Annotated in this window: 16 protein-coding genes; 10 read left to right on the forward strand and 6 right to left on the reverse strand. The window is 70.8% G+C overall.

From position 1 onward, the window contains the following. The first annotated feature begins 75 nt into the window (after positions 1 to 75). The 7 genes from DFR74_RS05515 to DFR74_RS05545 are packed head-to-tail and all read left to right on the forward strand — an operon-like array spanning position 76 to position 7,111. Positions 76 to 939 carry an ABC transporter permease gene (locus DFR74_RS05515; protein ID WP_113974979.1) on the forward strand — a complete coding sequence of 288 codons (864 nt, stop codon included), beginning with the start codon at positions 76 to 78 and terminating at the stop codon, positions 937 to 939. 3 nt (positions 940 to 942) lie between these two features. Next, the gene (locus DFR74_RS05520; RefSeq protein WP_067514597.1) at positions 943 to 1,971 is read left to right on the forward strand and encodes an MlaD family protein; all 1,029 of its coding nucleotides are present in this window, start codon (positions 943 to 945) and stop codon (positions 1,969 to 1,971) included. Further along, on the forward strand, positions 1,968 to 2,972 hold the full coding sequence (locus DFR74_RS05525) for an MlaD family protein (protein ID WP_067514595.1): 1,005 nt from the start codon (positions 1,968 to 1,970) through the stop codon (positions 2,970 to 2,972). The genes DFR74_RS05520 and DFR74_RS05525 overlap by 4 nt, the downstream gene beginning before the upstream one ends. Continuing rightward, a complete protein-coding gene (locus DFR74_RS05530; RefSeq protein ID WP_228788426.1) occupies positions 2,960 to 3,997 on the forward strand; it encodes an MCE family protein in 1,038 nt (345 codons plus the stop codon). The genes DFR74_RS05525 and DFR74_RS05530 overlap by 13 nt, the downstream gene beginning before the upstream one ends. Next, the gene (locus tag DFR74_RS05535; protein ID WP_232331948.1) at positions 3,967 to 5,094 is read left to right on the forward strand and encodes an MlaD family protein; all 1,128 of its coding nucleotides are present in this window, start codon (positions 3,967 to 3,969) and stop codon (positions 5,092 to 5,094) included. Before DFR74_RS05530 ends, DFR74_RS05535 begins: the two co-directional genes overlap by 31 nt. A gap of 5 nt (positions 5,095 to 5,099) precedes the next feature. Further along, positions 5,100 to 6,155 (forward strand): MlaD family protein, encoded by a 1,056-nt coding sequence (locus DFR74_RS05540; protein WP_084538248.1) that lies wholly within the window; start codon positions 5,100 to 5,102, stop codon positions 6,153 to 6,155. After that, positions 6,152 to 7,111, forward strand: a complete 960-nt coding sequence (locus DFR74_RS05545; protein WP_067514591.1) for an MlaD family protein — start codon at positions 6,152 to 6,154, stop codon at positions 7,109 to 7,111. Before DFR74_RS05540 ends, DFR74_RS05545 begins: the two co-directional genes overlap by 4 nt. 102 nt (positions 7,112 to 7,213) lie before the next feature. On the opposite strand, the gene DFR74_RS05550 is transcribed toward DFR74_RS05545, so the two are convergent. From DFR74_RS05550 to DFR74_RS05570, 5 genes are all read right to left on the reverse strand, one after another. Next, positions 7,214 to 8,443 carry a serine hydrolase domain-containing protein gene (locus DFR74_RS05550; RefSeq protein WP_232331947.1) on the reverse strand — a complete coding sequence of 410 codons (1,230 nt, stop codon included), beginning with the start codon at positions 8,441 to 8,443 and terminating at the stop codon, positions 7,214 to 7,216. An 817-nt stretch (positions 8,444 to 9,260) separates the two neighbouring features. Continuing rightward, positions 9,261 to 9,518: an HPr family phosphocarrier protein gene (locus DFR74_RS05555; protein ID WP_067514588.1), complete on the reverse strand. Its 258-nt coding sequence runs from the start codon at positions 9,516 to 9,518 to the stop codon at positions 9,261 to 9,263. Positions 9,519 to 9,551: 33 nt separating this feature from the next. Then, positions 9,552 to 11,552 carry a PTS fructose transporter subunit IIABC gene (locus tag DFR74_RS05560; RefSeq protein WP_067514586.1) on the reverse strand — a complete coding sequence of 667 codons (2,001 nt, stop codon included), beginning with the start codon at positions 11,550 to 11,552 and terminating at the stop codon, positions 9,552 to 9,554. A gap of 88 nt (positions 11,553 to 11,640) precedes the next feature. Next, entirely contained in the window at positions 11,641 to 12,591 is a 951-nt protein-coding gene (locus tag DFR74_RS05565) for a 1-phosphofructokinase family hexose kinase (protein WP_113974980.1), read from the reverse strand. Then, positions 12,588 to 13,355, reverse strand: a complete 768-nt coding sequence (locus tag DFR74_RS05570; RefSeq protein ID WP_067514879.1) for a DeoR/GlpR family DNA-binding transcription regulator — start codon at positions 13,353 to 13,355, stop codon at positions 12,588 to 12,590. The genes DFR74_RS05565 and DFR74_RS05570 overlap by 4 nt, the downstream gene beginning before the upstream one ends. A 143-nt stretch (positions 13,356 to 13,498) precedes the next feature. Here DFR74_RS05570 and ptsP point away from each other — a divergent pair, with 143 nt between their 5' ends. Beyond that, positions 13,499 to 15,184 carry a phosphoenolpyruvate--protein phosphotransferase gene (ptsP, locus tag DFR74_RS05575; protein WP_113974981.1) on the forward strand — a complete coding sequence of 562 codons (1,686 nt, stop codon included), beginning with the start codon at positions 13,499 to 13,501 and terminating at the stop codon, positions 15,182 to 15,184. Between the two features lie 19 nt (positions 15,185 to 15,203). Here ptsP and DFR74_RS05580 read toward each other — a convergent pair whose 3' ends face one another. Continuing rightward, the gene (locus tag DFR74_RS05580; protein ID WP_067514421.1) at positions 15,204 to 15,842 is read right to left on the reverse strand and encodes a TetR/AcrR family transcriptional regulator; all 639 of its coding nucleotides are present in this window, start codon (positions 15,840 to 15,842) and stop codon (positions 15,204 to 15,206) included. Positions 15,843 to 15,919: 77 nt separating this feature from the next. Between DFR74_RS05580 and DFR74_RS05585 the strand changes: the two genes are divergently transcribed. Beyond that, positions 15,920 to 16,327: a RidA family protein gene (locus DFR74_RS05585; protein WP_067514423.1), complete on the forward strand. Its 408-nt coding sequence runs from the start codon at positions 15,920 to 15,922 to the stop codon at positions 16,325 to 16,327. A 103-nt stretch (positions 16,328 to 16,430) separates the two neighbouring features. Continuing rightward, on the forward strand, positions 16,431 to 16,685 hold the full coding sequence (locus tag DFR74_RS05590) for a cold shock domain-containing protein (protein ID WP_067514425.1): 255 nt from the start codon (positions 16,431 to 16,433) through the stop codon (positions 16,683 to 16,685). Positions 16,686 to 16,695: the final 10 nt, after the last annotated feature.

Raw genomic sequence — 16,695 nt, forward strand, 5'->3', positions numbered from 1 at the left:
GGTGGTGTCGATCGTGTGCGTGAATTTGTTGTTGACGCAGGTGACGGCGATGTTCTTGCCGACGAGGTTGGCGTGATGGCCGTATCCCCTTACGTTCCAGGCGGTTTCGGCAAGGTCGTGCGCAAGGCGCGCGCGCTCGCGTCCTGGCATCCCCTCGAATCACTGGGCTTCACCGCGGCGTTCATCTGGCAGACCCTCAGCGCGATTCCGCTGACCGTCACCCACTACCGCGCCGAGACCATGCGCGCCATCACCAACATGACCTGGGGCCGCGGCTCGGTGATCGTCGGCGGCGGCACCGTGCCGATGATGATCGTGCTCGGCCTGGTCATGGGCGCCTCGGTGGCCGTCGAATCCTTCGCGACCCTCGACATGCTCGGCATGGGTCCGGTCACCGGCCTGATCTCGGCCTTCGCCACCACCCGTGAACTCGCGCCCATCGCCGCGGCGGTCGGCTTCGCGGCGCAGGCCGGCTGCCGGATGACGGCGGAGATCGGGTCGATGCGCATCTCCGAGGAGATCGACGCCCTCGAGGCGCTGGGCCTGAGGTCGGTGCCGTTCGTGGTGACCACCCGCGTGATCGCCGGCGCCATCGCGATCGTGCCGACCTTCCTGATCGCGCTGATCCTGGCCTACCTGGCCTGTCGCGGTGTGATCACGCTCGTGCACGGCCAGTCCGCGGGCGTCTACGACCACTACTTCTTCCAGTTCGTGTCCGGATTCGACGTGATCGCCGCGGTGATCAAGGTCGCCATCTTCGGCACCGTGGTCATCCTGATCCATTGCTACTTCGGCTTTTTCGCCACCGGTGGTCCCGAGGGGGTCGGCATCGCGTCCGGAAGGGCGGTGCGCGCCAGCTTCGTGGCGATCATCGCCGTCGACATGGTCCTGTCCATCGTGCTGTGGGGCTTCAGCACCGCGATCACTTTCCCGGGGTAGGGGATGCCGAGTTACGGAATGCCCGGTGTCGCGATCGACAAGAAGCAGTCGACGCGCACCGCACTCGCGCTGCTGCTCGTGCTGGCGCTCGTGATCGTCGGCTGGCGCGTGTACAGCGGTACCCGTGATGAGGAGGGCATGCGCCTGGCCTTGCACACCGAGCAGATCGGCGACGGCATCGTCGCCGGGACGCTGGTCCGCGCCGACGGCGTATTGGTCGGTGAGGTCACCGAGGTCGCGCCCGCCGAGGCGGGCACGCAGCGGATCAGTCTGCTGCTCGACCCCGACCTGCTCGAGGGGTTGGACGACAGCCTGCGCGTCGACTACGCGACCGGAAACCTGTTCGGTATCAGCGAGATCGCGCTGCGGCCGGGCTCGGGCGGTGCGCCGCTGCGCTCGGGCAAGGTCATCGATATGACCGGCGGGCAGGCCGATCGCGCCTACGACGCCACGATGGGCAGTCTGCTGCGCAGCCTCTCGCAGGTGAGCGGCGAAGTGCTCACCCCGCAGTTGGCGTCGGTGCTCGCGCAGCTGGCGGGCGACATCCGCGCCTACACCCCGCTGTTGCAGTCGATGGTGGTGCTGTCGCGCACGGTCGCCGACGTCCAGACGCTGCCGATGTCGTTGCAGCTCGGCCAGTACGGGCGCGCGCTGGACGGGGGCGGCGTGTTCATCGGTGCGGTCCTGCAGGTGATCGATCAGGTGTACCGGATCCAGACGCTGCGCGAGGACCGGCCCGATATCGACGCCACCATCACGGCCGTGATCGAGGACATCTTCCCGTCGCTGGAGAACGCGATGTACAGCGCCGACGCCGGATTCGGCGGCTACACGGCGCTGCTGGCGCCGATCCTGAACGCGGCCGCGGGCACCGTGTCGGACCCGCAGCGGTCCAGCGCGGAACTGCGCGCGCTGATCGACCGGCTGCGCGCGGCGATGCCGGACACGCCGGACGGCCCCGTGCTCAATGTCGATGTGGACCTGAACGGTTTCCCCGTGCTGGCCCCGGTTCTCGGTGGAGGTGTGCGATGACCTCGGTGCGCGGAGCGGCGTGGCGGCTCGCCGTGTTCGCCGCCGCGATGGTGGGTGTGCTGGTGTTGATCATCAGTGCGATCCAACGGCCGGTGGGCGGTGCCTCCGACTCCTACGACGTGCTGTTCACCGACGCGAACGGCCTGAAGACCGGCGACGACGTGCGCATGTTCGGCGTGCAGGTGGGCAAGGTCGAGTCCATCGACCTCGACGGGAACCAGGCGCGCGTCGGCATCACGGTGCGCCGGTCCTCGCCCGTCTACGAGAACAGCCGCTTCGCCATCCGCTACCAGAACCTCACGGGGCAGCGGTATGTCGATCTCCAGCAGGAGAGCACGCCCACCGGGCGCACGCCCGCGGGTTCGACCATCGGCACCGACCGCAGCATCCCGTCCTTCGACGTGACCGGTCTGTTCAACGGGCTGAAGCCGGTGCTGGCGACGCTCTCCCCAGAATCGCTGAACCAGTTCGGGGAGAGCATGCTCGCCGTCATCGAGGGCGACGGCACCGGCATCGGCCCGGCGCTGGACGCCATCGGCATGCTGAGCACCTACGCCACCGATCGCCAGCAGGTGATCTCGGTGCTGATGCGCAATCTGGCCGAGATCTCCGACCAGATCGGCGGGCGCTCACCGCATCTGGTCACCCTGCTGGGCAAGGTCGCCGACGTGTTCACCTCGTTGCAGATCAAGGTCGAGGGCCTCATCGACTTCGCGCTCACCGCGCCGCCGGTGCTCGATCCCGTCGATTCGCTGCTGGCGACGCTGGGGTTGACCGAGGACGCGAACCCCGACGTGGACAACATCGTTCGGAAGCTGTTCCCGAATCCGCAGGAGTTGGTGGAGATCCTGAGCAGCCTGCCCGGACTGATCGCGGGCTTGCGGGAGTCGCTGCCCGCCAAGACCGGCACCGAGCTCTCGTGCAGCCGGGGCTCGGCCGAGCTGCCCGCCGCGTTCGCGGTGCTCGTCGCGGGGCAGAAGGTGTCGGTATGCAACCGATGACCAAGGTGCGCAAGGCCTTCGGCGGTGATCGCCCCCGCCGCACAGAGCAGGCGAAGCTGCGCCACGATCTGCGGCTCGGCATTCTCGGCGCGGTGCTCGTGGTGCTCGGCATGGTCGCGGTGGCGGTGCTGTACACGGTGCCGTTCGGGCGCGAGACCTATACCGCGGAGCTCACCGAAGCGCAGTCGGTGCGGGTCGGCGACGATGTGCGCCTGGCCGGCATCTCGGTCGGCAAGGTGGAATCGCTGGAGCTGCAACCGGAACGGGTGCTGATGACGTTCTCGGTGGACTCGTCGGTGTTCCTCGGCAGCGAGACCTCCCTCGACATCCGCATGCTCACCATCGTGGGCGGGCACTACGTGGCGCTGTTCCCGGCGGGCGAGGAGCCGCTCGGCGACCGGATGATCACCGCCGACCGGATCCGCCTGCCCTACAGCCTCGTCCAGGCCTTCCAGGACGCCGCCCAGCCGCTGCGCGAGATCGACGGAAACACGTTGCGCGACAATCTGACCGCCATGGCCGACTCGCTCGAGGCCAGCCCCGACAGCTTGCGCCGCACGCTCGACGGCGTCGAGCATTTCGTGGATGTGCTGGATCAGCAGCGCGCCGACGTGTCGCGGGCGATCGCGCTCGCCGACGAATACCTGGGCGCGGTGTACCAGGCCAAGGGGGAGCTGGGCAGGTTGGTCGAGCGGATCAACGTGCTGGAGACGGTGCTCGCCGACAAGCGCACCGAGGTGCGTACCGCCGTCGAAGCACTGGATCGGGTGATCAGCAGGCTCGCCGCGCTGCAACCGGCGTGGGAGACGACGCTGAAGCCGATGGCCCAGCAACTCGCGGCGGCGGTTCCGGAGCTGGAGCGGCTCGGGCAGCAGTTGCAGCCGCTGATCGACGACGTGCACGCGCTCGGCGAACGTGTCGGGACGTACTTGCCGCCCGAAGGCGGTGTGCGCGTGGATCATTCGGGCGCGACGATCGAGGTGCCCGAGGGTGTGTGCGTGCCGGTGCCGGGGAGGGTCTGCTGATGTTGCTGCGTTTCCTCGGATCCCGCGGATTCATGTCGGTGGCGGGTGCGCTCGCGATCGGTGTGCTGGTCGTGGTGGGCTACGTCGTCGCGTTCCAGCCGTTCAAGAAGACCGAAACCTATTGCGCGCTCATGCCCGACACCATCGGCTTGTACGTGGGCAATCACGTGACGATGCGCGGCATGCCGGTCGGCGAGGTCACCGCCATCACGCCGTCGCCGGAGCACGTGCGCGTCGAATTCACCGTCGACGCCGCCTATTCCCTGCCGGCCGCCGCCTCGGCGACCACCGTGTCCGACACCGTGGTCGCCGACCGCGACCTGGCGCTGGTGAACGTCGACCCCTCCGAACAACTGCGCGACCCTGCGGAGTGCATCACCAAAACGCTGACGCCCAAGAGCCTCACCGAAACCCTGGGCGCGCTCGCCGAACTCTCCAGCGAACTCCTCGGTCCGCAGGACTCCGAGCAGAACGCGCTCGCGCGCGGCATCGGCGCGCTGAACTCGGCGACCGCGGGCACCGGGCCGCAGCTCAACGAGATCATCCGCAAACTCGGCACCGCGCTGCACTCCCCGGACGCCGCCATCGGGCACCTGGCCGGGCTGCTCGATTCGCTGGCCGCGCTGTCGAGCACGGTGGCGGGGCGCTGGGGCGATATCAAGTCCATGATGCTGCGCCTGTCGGACGTGCTGGACAACGTGAACAACGAGCTGTTCAACCGGACGGTGGAGATCATCGACAGCTTCCAGAAGCTGTTGCCGATGCTCAACGACATCACCACGCTGTTCGGCGATCCGATCCTGGACGTGCTGGACGCGGCGGTGCCGCTGGTGCGGCTGCTGGGCGACAACGTCGACGCGCTGCGCGACATCATCACCAAGATACCGGCGCTGACCGGTGCGTTCACCACCGTCGCCGGGCCCGGTGCGCCGGGACTGACCTACGCGCCGCCGCGGGTGGCGCTACCCGAACAGGATGCGAACCAGATGTGCGCGCTGATCAACGCGGTCTCGCCGGGGCGGTGTGCGCCCGGCGCGGACGGCAGGCCCCAGGTCGACCTCGCGCAGTGGGTGCTGGCGATGACGGGGGCGAGGTGATGGGTATGACCCGGCGACTGCGGCGCGGCGCGGGGGCGATGCTGCTCACGGCGGTGTTGCTGACCGGTGGCTGCGCGTTCGATCCTTCGTCGGTCCCGGTGCCGGGCGCCGGTGTCTCGGGCCCGACCTATCAGGTGCGCATCGAGTTCGCGAACGCGCTGAACCTGCCCGCGCGCGCCCGGGTGATGGCCAACGGCGCGCAGGTCGGCACGGTGACGAAGGTGTCGGTCGTGGACCCGGGCGAGGCCTCCGGTGGCGGCGGATACGTGATGGTGGACACCGAGATCGAGGACTCGGTGCGGTTGCCGCGCACCACGATCGCGCAGCTGCGGCAGGAGACGGTGCTCGGCGACATCCACATCGCGCTGCTCACCCCGCCCGACGGGTTCGCCGACACGCTCGCCGACGGTGACACGCTCCCGCGCGCCCAGACCATTCCCGCCACCCAGATCGAGGACACCATGGCGGGCATCGCCACCTTCGTCCAGGGCGGCGCGATCGGCCAGTTCCAGGACATCATCAACAGCCTGAACGCGGTGCTGCCGCCGGATTCGAAGGAGACGGCGCGCATCTCGGGCGTGGTCGGCGCGAACGCGTTGGACCTGGCGGCCAACCTGGCCGAGGTGGACGCCTTCCTGAACGGGTTGAGCACCGATGCCGCCGTGGTGCACGGGATGGGGGAGCGCACCGCGGAGATGCTGACCGAGCCCGCCGTGCAACAGATCTCGGCCTCGGTGGAGTCCATCGTCAACGTGGTCGGCGTGCTCGGCGCGCTGGGCAATGTCGCGCACTCGCTGGTGTGGCTGGCCCCGCTGGCGCAGTCCGGTGACGCGGCGGCGCGCGCGTTCGTGCCGCTGGCCTTCACCTCCCGGCCGCTGGACCTGGACGCGCCGTCGAACCTGAACGCGCTGGTGGCCCTGATCCGGGATCGCATCGTCCCGTTCGTCGAGCGCGGGCCGAAGGTGAACGTGGTCGGTGTGTCCACCGACGGGCAGGTGTCCACCGACGATCAGGTGGATCAGATCGTCCGGACACTGCGCATGATCGGAGCGGTGCGGTGAAACTGTCGTCGGCGCTGTCCTTCTCGGCCATCGGCCTCATCACGGTGCTCGGGATCGCGTACCTCACCTTCGGCGTGGTGCGGGTCGACCCGCTGCGCGAGGACGTGCACGCCACGCTGGTGCTGCCCAATTCCAGTGGGCTGGAAACGGGTTCACCGATCCTGTACCGGGGTGTCGAGGTCGGGGAGGTGACCGGCGTGCGGCGCGGCGCCGGGGAGGTGCGGGTCGAGTTCCGGGTCGGCCGCGACAGTGATCTGCCGGTGGACAGCGATATCACCATCGAGGCGCTGTCGGCGCTCGGCGAGCCCTATATCGAATTCCGGCCCACCTCGGGCGGCGGGCCTGTCGTGTCGGATGGTCAAGTGTTGCAAGGGCTTCGGATCCAGGCACCTATCTCCACCCCGGAAGTCGCGCGGCTGGTGACGCAGGCGATGAACCAGCTCGACCCGGAAGCGATCGGCGAGTTCATCCAGACCTTCGGCCTCGCGCTGGAGGGCACCGAATCGATCACGCCCGGCCTGGCGCGCTCCACCGATCTGCTCGCCGCCGTGATCATGAGCCGCTCACCCGCCATCGGCACCATGCTCACCGATCTCCAGTCGATCGCGACCGATATGTCGTGGGCCGACCCTGCCTTCCGCGCGGCGACACCGGATTTCATCGAGTTCGGCCGCCGGGTGGACGAGATCGCCGAAGCCGTCGGCCGGCTCGCCCGCACGGGCGAATCCCCGGAGATGTACTTGGAGGGCAACGGGCTGGTGCCGTTCCTCCAGCGGCTGAAGGCCTGGATCGACGTGGTGGGACCGGATCTCGCGCCGCTGGCGCCCATGCTGCAACCGCTGGCCGACGCCGCCGTGTATTCGATCCCGCAGGTCGATATCAGCGCGCTGATCAGTCAGGCGTTGCAGGCCACCGAACCCGAAGGCGCGGTGCATATCCGACTGAACGTCAAATGAGCCGGACGGTCGAGGAGCGGGAAACCTTGGTGTGCGCAGGTAATCTCGATCCATCGGTCGATGCTGTGAGGGCCCGGCGCTCGCCGGGCCCTCACACGCAACTCAACCGGCCTTGCGCAGATCCGCCGGACCCGCGTCCGCCTCGCTCGCCGCCGACTTCACGATCGGCGTCAACAGCCTCGCGATGATGAACTGGTCGCGGGGCAGCCGCGCGGCCTCGGGCAGCCAGTTGTGCACGAACCCGACCGACAGGCCGCTCTCCGGATCGGCCCAGCCGGCCGACCCGACGAAACCGATGTGCCCGAACGCGCGGGGCGCGCCCAACACCGGCAGCGAGTGGTAGCCGAGCCGCCAGCCCATCGGCAGGAACAGGTTGCGGTCGGGCAGGATGGTCTGGATACGCGACAGCGCCCGCACGCGGCCCCGCGAGATCCGCGGGTTCTCACCGGCCAGCAGGCTGTACACGGCCGCGATGCCGCGCGCGGTGAACACGCCGTTGGCGCCGGGCATCTCCCCGCGGAGGATGGCGGGGGCCTCACCGGACGACAGGTTGCCGACGCCGGGGGTGTAGATCGCGCGCACGAAACCGAGGCCGGGCACCGGTCCCAGCGACGCGGCGCGCAGCACGTCCTCGGCGCGCGGGATGCCGAACGGCACCGGCGAACCGTGCGATCCGGCCACCGTGGTCGGGGAAGTCGGGGGCGGGGTGCCCAAGTGCAGGCCGTCCACGCCCAGCGGTTCGGCCAGTTCGGTGTGGTACAGCTCGCCCATGCCCTTGCCGGTCACCGCGCGCGCCAAGCCCGCGGCCAGCCAGCCGAAGCTGATCGCGTGGTAGGCGGGCAGGCCGCGGAAGCGGTCGGGTTTGGCGGCGGCGAGGCGCTCCTCCATCAGGTGATGGTCGAGCATTTCCTCGAGGTTCTTGGCCAGCGGACCCACCCGGGACAGGCCCGCGCGGTGGCTCATCATCTCGGCGACGGTGATCGACTTCTTGCCGTTCGCGCCGAACTCGGGCCAGTACTCCGCCACCGGCGCCTGGTAGTCGATGAGCCCGCGCGCGGCCAGCAGGTGGATCACGGTCGAAGTGATGCCCTTGGAGGTGGAGTACGACAGCGCGGCCGTGTTCTCCGTCCACGGGGTTTCGCCGGTGTTGTCGGCGGTGCCGGTCCAGATGTCGAGCAGCGGCTCGCCGTGCCGGTAGACGGCGAGGGCGCCGCCGCCGCGGTTCTGGCCGAACAGGCGGGAGAACGCCGTGACGACACGCTCGTAGCGCGCGTCGGCGACGCCGTGGACAATCGGTCCGCCCTCGGGGCTTTCCACAGGTTTCGACACCACGATCACACCTCACAAGTCACCGTTGACCAGCGATCGGGTTCTGTTTTCGGGACCCGATCCTCGTTCAACGATACGGAACATACCGGCTATTCCTGAACCTCGAAGTCACAGAAAACGCCCGGATCGGCGAATTCGCACTCCGGGCACGAACGATGTGGCCCCCGATTCGTCACCGGACACCGCGCGATATCGGACAAATCGGTCAGGGATTGGAATCATGCTGATCCGGGTCGTTGCCGAAGGTAATGACACTGGCCGATGCTCGGATCGACGATCCGGAGGAGGCATGGTGGCGAGCGGGGACAGATCGACCTCCGGGTGTCGAGTCCGATGAGTTTCGGCAGGGGCGCACCGCTGGCGGGGGCCGACGACACGCGACGCGACGGACGCACCCTGCGCTCCGGCCTGGCGATCATGACGCGCGGCTGCCTGCGCCACCCCGGCGCGACGGCGGTGGCCGTGGGGTCGGCCCTGGTCAACGGCAACACCATGGTGCTCGCCGCCAAGGCGGTCGGCTGGAGCACCGAGCACTTGGTGATCGCGAGCTTCCGCGAGGACCGGTTCCTGGTCGGCGCGGCCGTGTTCGGCGCCGGATCGTCCAAGAAGTCCTTACGATCACCGCGATTGCAGGCGGATTCGCTGGGTGGCCCTGCCCGGCCTGCAGATCGCCGCTCGAAGGTCACCTTGACGCCGGTCGGGCTCAGGACCTCGGGTGCCGAGGAAACCGATCCAGTGCGGCCCGAGGAGAGGCGGGAGAGGGCGAAACGAGAAGGCCCCGCCGCCCCAGGGCGGAGGCGGCGGGGCTCGCGGGGGTGGGTCAGGCGTCGAGGTCGGCGGCGACCAGCTCGGCGATCTTGTCCAGGGCGGCCTGATCATCGCTGGCGACGACGACCTCGGTGCCCTGGGTGGCGCCCAGCGTCATGATCATCAGCGCCGAGTTGGCGTCGACGGGTTCGCCGCCGACGAGCGACAGGGTCACGGGGACCCCCGCGGCGGTGGCGGCTTCGGCGATGAGCGCGGCCGGACGGGCATGCAGTCCGATGGACGAGCCGACGGTGACGGTGGTGCTCGGCATGGTGTTCTCCTGTGGGTTGCGGGGTGGGCGGGGTCAGACGGTGGTGAGCGCGGGCTGCGCGACCGGGCGGGGCTTGGCGAACTCCTTGGCGGCGGTGACGCACAGCGCGCCGACCAGTGTGCCCGCCGCCAGGGCCAGCACGAACCAGGCGATGCCGCCGACCGCGAAGAAGACGAAGATGCCGCCGTGCGGCGCGCTGAGGGTGGTGCCGGTGGCCATGATCAGCGCCCCGGTCACCGCGCCGCCCGCCATCATCGACGGGATCACCCGCAGCGGGTCGGCGGCGGCGAAGGGGATGGCGCCCTCGGAGATGAACGATGCGCCCAGCAGCCAGGCGGCCTTGCCGTTCTCCCGCTCGGCCGGCGTGTACAGCTTGGGGCGCAGCAGGGTGGACAGCGCCATGGCCAGCGGCGGCACCATGCCCGCGGCCATCACGGCCGCCATGATCTTCAGGGTGGCCGGATCGGTGACCGACAGGCCTGCGACGGCGAAGGCGTAGGCCGCCTTGTTGACCGGGCCGCCCAGGTCGAAGCACATCATCAGGCCGAGGATGACGCCGAGCGCGACCGCCGAGGTGCCCGACAGCCCGTTCAGCCAGTCGGTGAGCCCGCTGGTGACGGCCGCCAGCGGCTTGCCGAGCAGCGCGAACATGATCACGCCGACGATCAGCGAGGCGAACAGCGGCACCACGACCACCGGCATCAGCCCGCGCGCCCACTGCGGCACCGGCCGTCGCGCGATCCACAGCGCCGTGATTCCGGCGATGAGACCGCCCACCAGGCCGCCGAGGAAGCCCGCGCCGACGAACACCGCGACCGCGCCCGCCGTGAATCCCGGTGCGAGACCGGGCCGGTCGGCGATCGCGAAGGCGATGTAGCCGGCCAGCGCGGGCACCAGGAAGCCGAAGGCCAGGGATCCGAGCTGGAACAGCACCGCGCCGAAGTAGGTGGCCAGCCCGCCCGCGGGCAGCTCGGTGAGCGAATTGTCCAGCACGATGGTGCCCGCGGATTCGGAGATCTCGTAACCGCCGAGCAGGAAGCCGAGCGCGATGAGCAGGCCGCCCGCCGCGACGAACGGGATCATGTAGCTCACGCCCGTGAGCAGGACCTGCCGCAGGCGCGTGCCCCAGCCGAGGGTCTCGGCGCCCTCCTCGCCCTCGGCCGGCGCGTCGCCGGAAACCTTGGCCGCCGAAGGGTTCTCGCTCGCCCGCACGGCCTCGGCGATCATGGCGTCGGGTTCGTTGATGGCGCGTTTGACGCCGGACTCGATGACGGGTTTGCCCGCGAACCGTTCGCGGCCCCGCACGCCCACGTCGGTGGCGAACACGACCGCGTCGGCGGAGGCGATGGCGTCGGCGGGCAGGGGCGTGCTCCCGCTCGAACCCTGGGTCTCCACCAGGACTTTCACGCCCGCGCGCGAGCCGGCGGCGACGAGGGAGTCGGCGGCCATGTAGGTGTGGGCGATGCCGGTCGGGCAGGCGGTGACCGCGACGACCGTGCGTTCCGTGGCCGGAGTCGTTGTGGTGGCGGCCTTTTCGGCGGGCTCGGCAACGGGCGCCGCGGCCTGCGCGGGCGCCGGAGCGGGCGCGATCACGCCCTCCACCAGCGCGACAATCTCGGAAGGTACTGCCGCCGCACGCAACTGGCTCACGAATTCGGGACGGACCAGCGCCCGCGCCAGGCTCGACAGCAGCTTCATGTGCTCGGCCCCCGCCCCTTCCGGCGCGGCGATCAGGAAGACCAGATCGGCCGGGCCGTCGGGCGCCCCGAAATCGACCTTCGGCGCCAGCCGGGCGAAGCCCAGCGAGGCGGCGGTGACGGTCTCGGCGCGGCAGTGCGGGATGGCGATCCCGCCGGGTAGCCCGGTCGCCGATTGCGCCTCGCGCGCCAGGGCGGCGGCGGTGAGCGCGGACGCGTCCCCGGCGCGTCCGGCCTCGGTCAGCCGCGCGGCGAGCGCGGTGATGACCGAGTCTTTCGTGGCGCCGAGATCGGCGTCGAGCGTCACGAGATCGGCGGTGATGATCGGATCGCTCATGTCTGCGCCTCGCTAGCGCTCGGCTTCGGCATGCGTGACGCACGCTGGCACATGATTCGCTCTCTGCGTTCGCTCATGGCAGTGTCCTTCAGAGGTGGGGCAGGGGATGAAGCGCCGTCACGGAAACGGCGCCGGGGTCGGTGTGGCGCGGTGCGGGCAGTTCCGTGCCCGGCAGCGCGGCGGCGGCGCTGCCGTAGGCGACGGCGTGGCGGAGCCGGTCGGCGGGACCCGCGCCCGCCAGATCGGCGAGCAGGTACCCGGCCAGCGCCGAATCGCCCGCGCCCACGGTGCTGCGCGGGGTGATGGCGGGCGCGGTGGCGTACCAGGCGCCGTGCGCGTCGGCGAGCACCGCGCCCGCGCCGCCCAGCGTCGCCAGCACGGCGCCGACCCCGCGTGACACGAGGGCGAGCGCGGCGCGGGCGGCGGCGGCCGGGTCCTCCAGCGCGTGCGGGTCGCCGCCGGTGAGCTGCGCGAGCTCCTCGGCGTTGGGCTTGAGGAGATCCGGTGCGGCACGGTCGAACTCGCCGGCCATCGCGCGCAGCGGGGCGTCGGAGGTGTCTACGGCCACGCGCGTGCCGCGCAGGCGGCGCACCAGCGAGACGTACCAGGCCGGATCGACGCCGGGCGGCAGGGAGCCGGAGAGCACCACCCACTCGGCCGTGCCGGCCAGCGTCTCGAGTGTTGCGGCGAGTTCGTCCAGGCGCTCGGCGTCCAGGGTCGCGCCAGGTTCGTTGATCTTCGTCGTGGTGCCGTCGAGTTCGGCGAGGGTGAGGTTCACCCGGACCGGCCCGTCGGACGGGACCAGACGGTGGTCGATGCCCGCGTCGGTCAGCGCGCGGGGCAGCGGGTCGCCCGCGTTGCCCGGCAGCACCGCCACCGTTGCGGCGCCCGCGGCCGCGACCACGCGCGACACGTTCACACCCTTGCCGCCCGGGTGGGTGCTGACCGTGGTCGCGCGGTGCACGGCCCCGCGCCGCAGCGGTTCGGACAGCGTGACCGTGCGGTCGATGCTGGGATTGGCGGTGAGGGTGACGATCATGCCGCCACCACCTCGATGCCGCACTGTTCCAGTTCGCTGTGCACCGAGGACGGCAGCCCCGAATCGGTGACCAGCACGTCGACCTCGTCGATCGAAGCGAAGCGCACGAAATCCTCGCGCCCGATCTTTGTGGAGTCGGCGACCACCACCACGCGGTGCGCCCCCGCGACCATCGCGCGCTTGACGGCGGCCTCGTCGAAATCGGGGGTGGACAGGCCGTGCGCGGTGGTGAGCGCGTTGGTGCCCAGGAACAGGGTGTCCACCCGCAGGTCGGCGATCATGCGCAGCGTCTCCGGGCCGACCGCGGCCTGCGTGACGCCGCGGACCCGGCCGCCGAGCAGGTGCAACTGCATGCCGGTGTGCGCGCCGAGCCGAGCGGCGATCGGGATCGAGTTCGTGACGGCGACCAGGTCACGATCGGCGGGCAGCAGCGCCGCGATGCGCGCGGTGGTGGTGCCCGCGTCGAACAGGACGCTGCCGCCGGTGGGTGGCAGGTAGTCCAGCGCCGCTTTGGCGATGCGCTCCTTCTCCGCGGTCTGCGAGTGCTCGCGCTCGGTGGTGCCGAGTTCGATCGCGGTGAGCGCGGCGGCGGGCACCGCGCCCCCGTGCACGCGGCGCACCAGGCCCATGCGGTCGAGGACGGCGAGGTCGCGGCGCACGGTCTCGGTGGTGACGCCGTAGAGCTCGGCGAGTTCGGCGACCGCAATGCGGCCACGGTGGCCCACCAGGGTGGCGATGGCCTGTTGCCGTTCCTCCGCGTACATCCGAGCCTCCGAGGTAGATGTTGTTTCATGTTGTTTTATGCCCGTGTGTGTTGCTTTGTCAAGGGTTTGGCGTAGTCTGGATCACAACGGTGATGTGGTCGCATGACCGCCCGGCTCGCTCGACAGCGGTGTGGAGGAGAACGATGACGATGGAATCTCAGCAGGTGGAGATGGTGCTGACCGGTATTCCGGCGGTCGCGGGCATCGCCGTGGGCCCGGTCGTGCGGCCCGCGCCCCGCGTGTCCGCGGATGTCCGAACGGGCCCGATTCCGGAATCCGATCGCGACGCCGAGGCGGAGGCCCTGCGCGCCGCGGCCGCCACCGTCGCCGCCCGCCTGCGGGAACGGGCCGCCGCCGCGAGCGGAGCCGCCGCCGAGGTGCTCGCCGCGAACGCCGCGATGGCCGCCGATCCGGGCTGGCTCGCGGCCGCGCGCAAACGCATCGACGCGGGCGACCCGGCCCCGGCCGCCGCGTCGGCCGCCACCGAGGAGTTCGCCACGCTGTTCACCCGCCTCGGCGGCCTGATGGCCGAACGCGTCACCGACCTGCGCGACGTGTGCGACCGCGTGGTGGCGGAGCTGGCGGGCGCGCCCGAGCCCGGCGTGCCCACGCCCGAGCGGCCGTCCGTGCTGCTGGCCGAGGATCTGGCCCCCGCCGACACCGCCGGGCTCGATCCCGCGCTGGTCGTCGGCATCGCCACCTCGCTCGGCGGCGCGACCAGCCACACCGCCATCATCGCCCGCCAGCTCGGCATCCCCTGCGTGGTCGGCGTCGCCGGGCTCGACGACGTGCCCGTGGGGGCCGAGGTCCTGGTGGACGGCGGCGCGGGCTCGGTGACCGTCGGGCCCGACCCGCGCGAGGCCGCGCGCCTCGTCGCGGAGTATCGCGCGATCGTCGTGCGCAACGCCGCGTGGACCGGGCCCGGGGCCACCTCCGACGGCCACCGGGTGGAGGTGCTGGCGAACGTGCAGGACGGGGCGGGCGCCCGCGCGGCGGGGGAGACCGCCGCCGAGGGCATCGGCCTGTTTCGCACCGAATTGTGTTTCCTGGACCGGGATTCCGAACCCACCGTGGCCGAACAGGAGGCGATCTACCGCGAGGTCCTCGACGCCTACCCCGACGGGAAGGTGGTGGTGCGCACGCTCGACGCCGGGTCGGACAAGCCGCTGCGCTTCGCCACCCACCCCGACGAGGCCAACCCGGCCCTGGGCGTGCGCGGCATCCGTATCGCCGCCCGCGACGCCGGGATATTGGACCGCCAGCTCGACGCCGTCGCGGCCGCCGGCGCCGGCCGGACCGCCCGGCCGTGGGTGATGGCCCCGATGATCGCGACCCCGGCCGAGGCCGAGGATTTCGCCGCGCGGGCGCGGGCGCGGAATCTGGTGGCGGGCGTGATGATCGAGGTGCCCGCCGCCGCCCTGCTGGCCGAGGCGATCCTGGCCCGCGTCGATTTCGTCTCGATCGGCACCAACGACCTGGCCCAGTACACGATGGCGGCCGACCGCATGTCGCCCGAGCTGGCGGCGCTCACCGATCCGTGGCAGCCCGCCGTGCTCGCACTCGTCGCCCGCACGGCGGCGGCCGGACGCGCCGAGGGCAAGCCGGTCGGCGTCTGCGGCGAGGCCGCCGCCGATCCCGTATTGGCTTGCGTCCTCACCGGTTTGGGCGTCACGTCGCTGTCGGCCGCGGCGCCGGCCGTCGCCGCCGTCGGGGCGACGCTGGCCACGGTGACGCAGGACGCCTGCCGCCGCGCGGGGGAAGCGGTGCTGTCGACCACCACGCCGGAAGAGGCGCGGGCGGTGGCGCGCCGAATCCTGTTCGGGGACTGACGGTTCGACGCCCGGTCGCTCACCCTCCAGGCGGGTGAGCGTCGGCCGTCGCGCCGAGCACCCACCCCGACTCCACCGATGCCCGGCTGCACTCCGGATCGTCGCCCGCCGCGACGAACAGGGCCGTGAGCATCGGCACCGCGAGTCCGAGCGCCTCGTGGGGGAGCGGGCCGGTGGCGGTGAGCGAGGCCAGGCCGTGGCCGACCACCCAGGTCTGCGTGGCGAGTTCGAGCGCGTCCACGTCCTCGCGGAATCGTCCGGCCGCCGTCGCCCGGCCGACCGCGACCACGAGCTTGTGCAAGCTCGCGTCGGCGGCCGCCGTGTCCTCCAATTCGAAACCCGCGTCGAACATCACGCGGTACAGGTCCGGATTCTCCAGTGCGTTGTCCAGATACGCGGCCCCCAGCGCGGCCAGATCGCGCACCGGATCGGCGGTCTCGGGCACCTCGCTCAGTTTCGCCGAGAGGCGCACGAAACCCTCCTGCCGCAACGCTTTCCACAGCCCGTCCATGCCGTCGAAGTAGGTGTAGACGGCCATGGTCGACACCGTCGTGCCCGCGACCAGCCCGCGCAGGGTGACCGCCTCGCGACGCCGCAACATCGCCGCGGCCCGCTCCAGCAGCAGCGCGCGGATCTCCGGATTTCTCGCCCGAGGCATGGACCGATGATACATAACATAGCTATGCTATAGAACGAGCCGCGTGAAGCGGATCGATCCGACATGAAGGAGCGGTCATGGCCGTCACCCTGGTCAATCCCGAGGGATTGCCGAAACCCGATGTGTACCGCCAGCTTTCGATCGCGCAGGGGTCGCGGCTGGTGTTCCTGGCCGGGCAGGTCGCCCGCGACGCCGAGGGCAACAAGGTCGGCGAGGGCGATTTCGCCGCCCAGGTGGAGCAGGCGTACCTGAACGTGGCGACCGCGCTGGCCGAGGTCGGCGGCTCGTTCGACGACGTCGCCAAACTCACCATCTACGTGGTCGACTGGAACGCCGAGAAGTACCCGCTGCTCGGCGAGGGCGTCGCGCGCGCCGCCGCGAAACTGGGCGTGGACCCGGTCAAACCGATCACCCTGCTCGGCGTCGCCGCGCTCGGCGAGCCCGATCTGCTGGTCGAGGTGGAGGCCACCGCGGTGCTGGACTGATCACCCCAGGTCAGAGGCTATTTTTGTTTCAATCTCCGGTGAGTGGGAAACCCGCTGGCACCGGCTGCTCGAACCGGGGCGGCCCGCAACCGGAGGTGAGCCCATGACGCCGGCACGGTCGGGAACGGTGAGCTGGTCACGCGGCACGGTCGCGTGGTTCGACGCACCGAAGGGTTTCGGATTCATCACCGCCGACGGGGACCCGCGCGCCCTCGTCTACGTCGACTTCTCGTGCATCGAGATGGCCGGCTACCGCACCCTCGTCGAGGGTCAGCGGGTGGAGTTCCTCCGGTCCCGGCACCGATCGGAGGCGGCCGCGGTGCGCGTGTCCGCCGCGTCCGGGCGGATCGCCGCCTGAGCCTTCGGTC

Origin of the sequence: Nocardia puris (assembly GCF_003315035.1) — a bacterium.
GTDB classification, from domain to species: domain Bacteria; phylum Actinomycetota; class Actinomycetes; order Mycobacteriales; family Mycobacteriaceae; genus Nocardia; species Nocardia puris.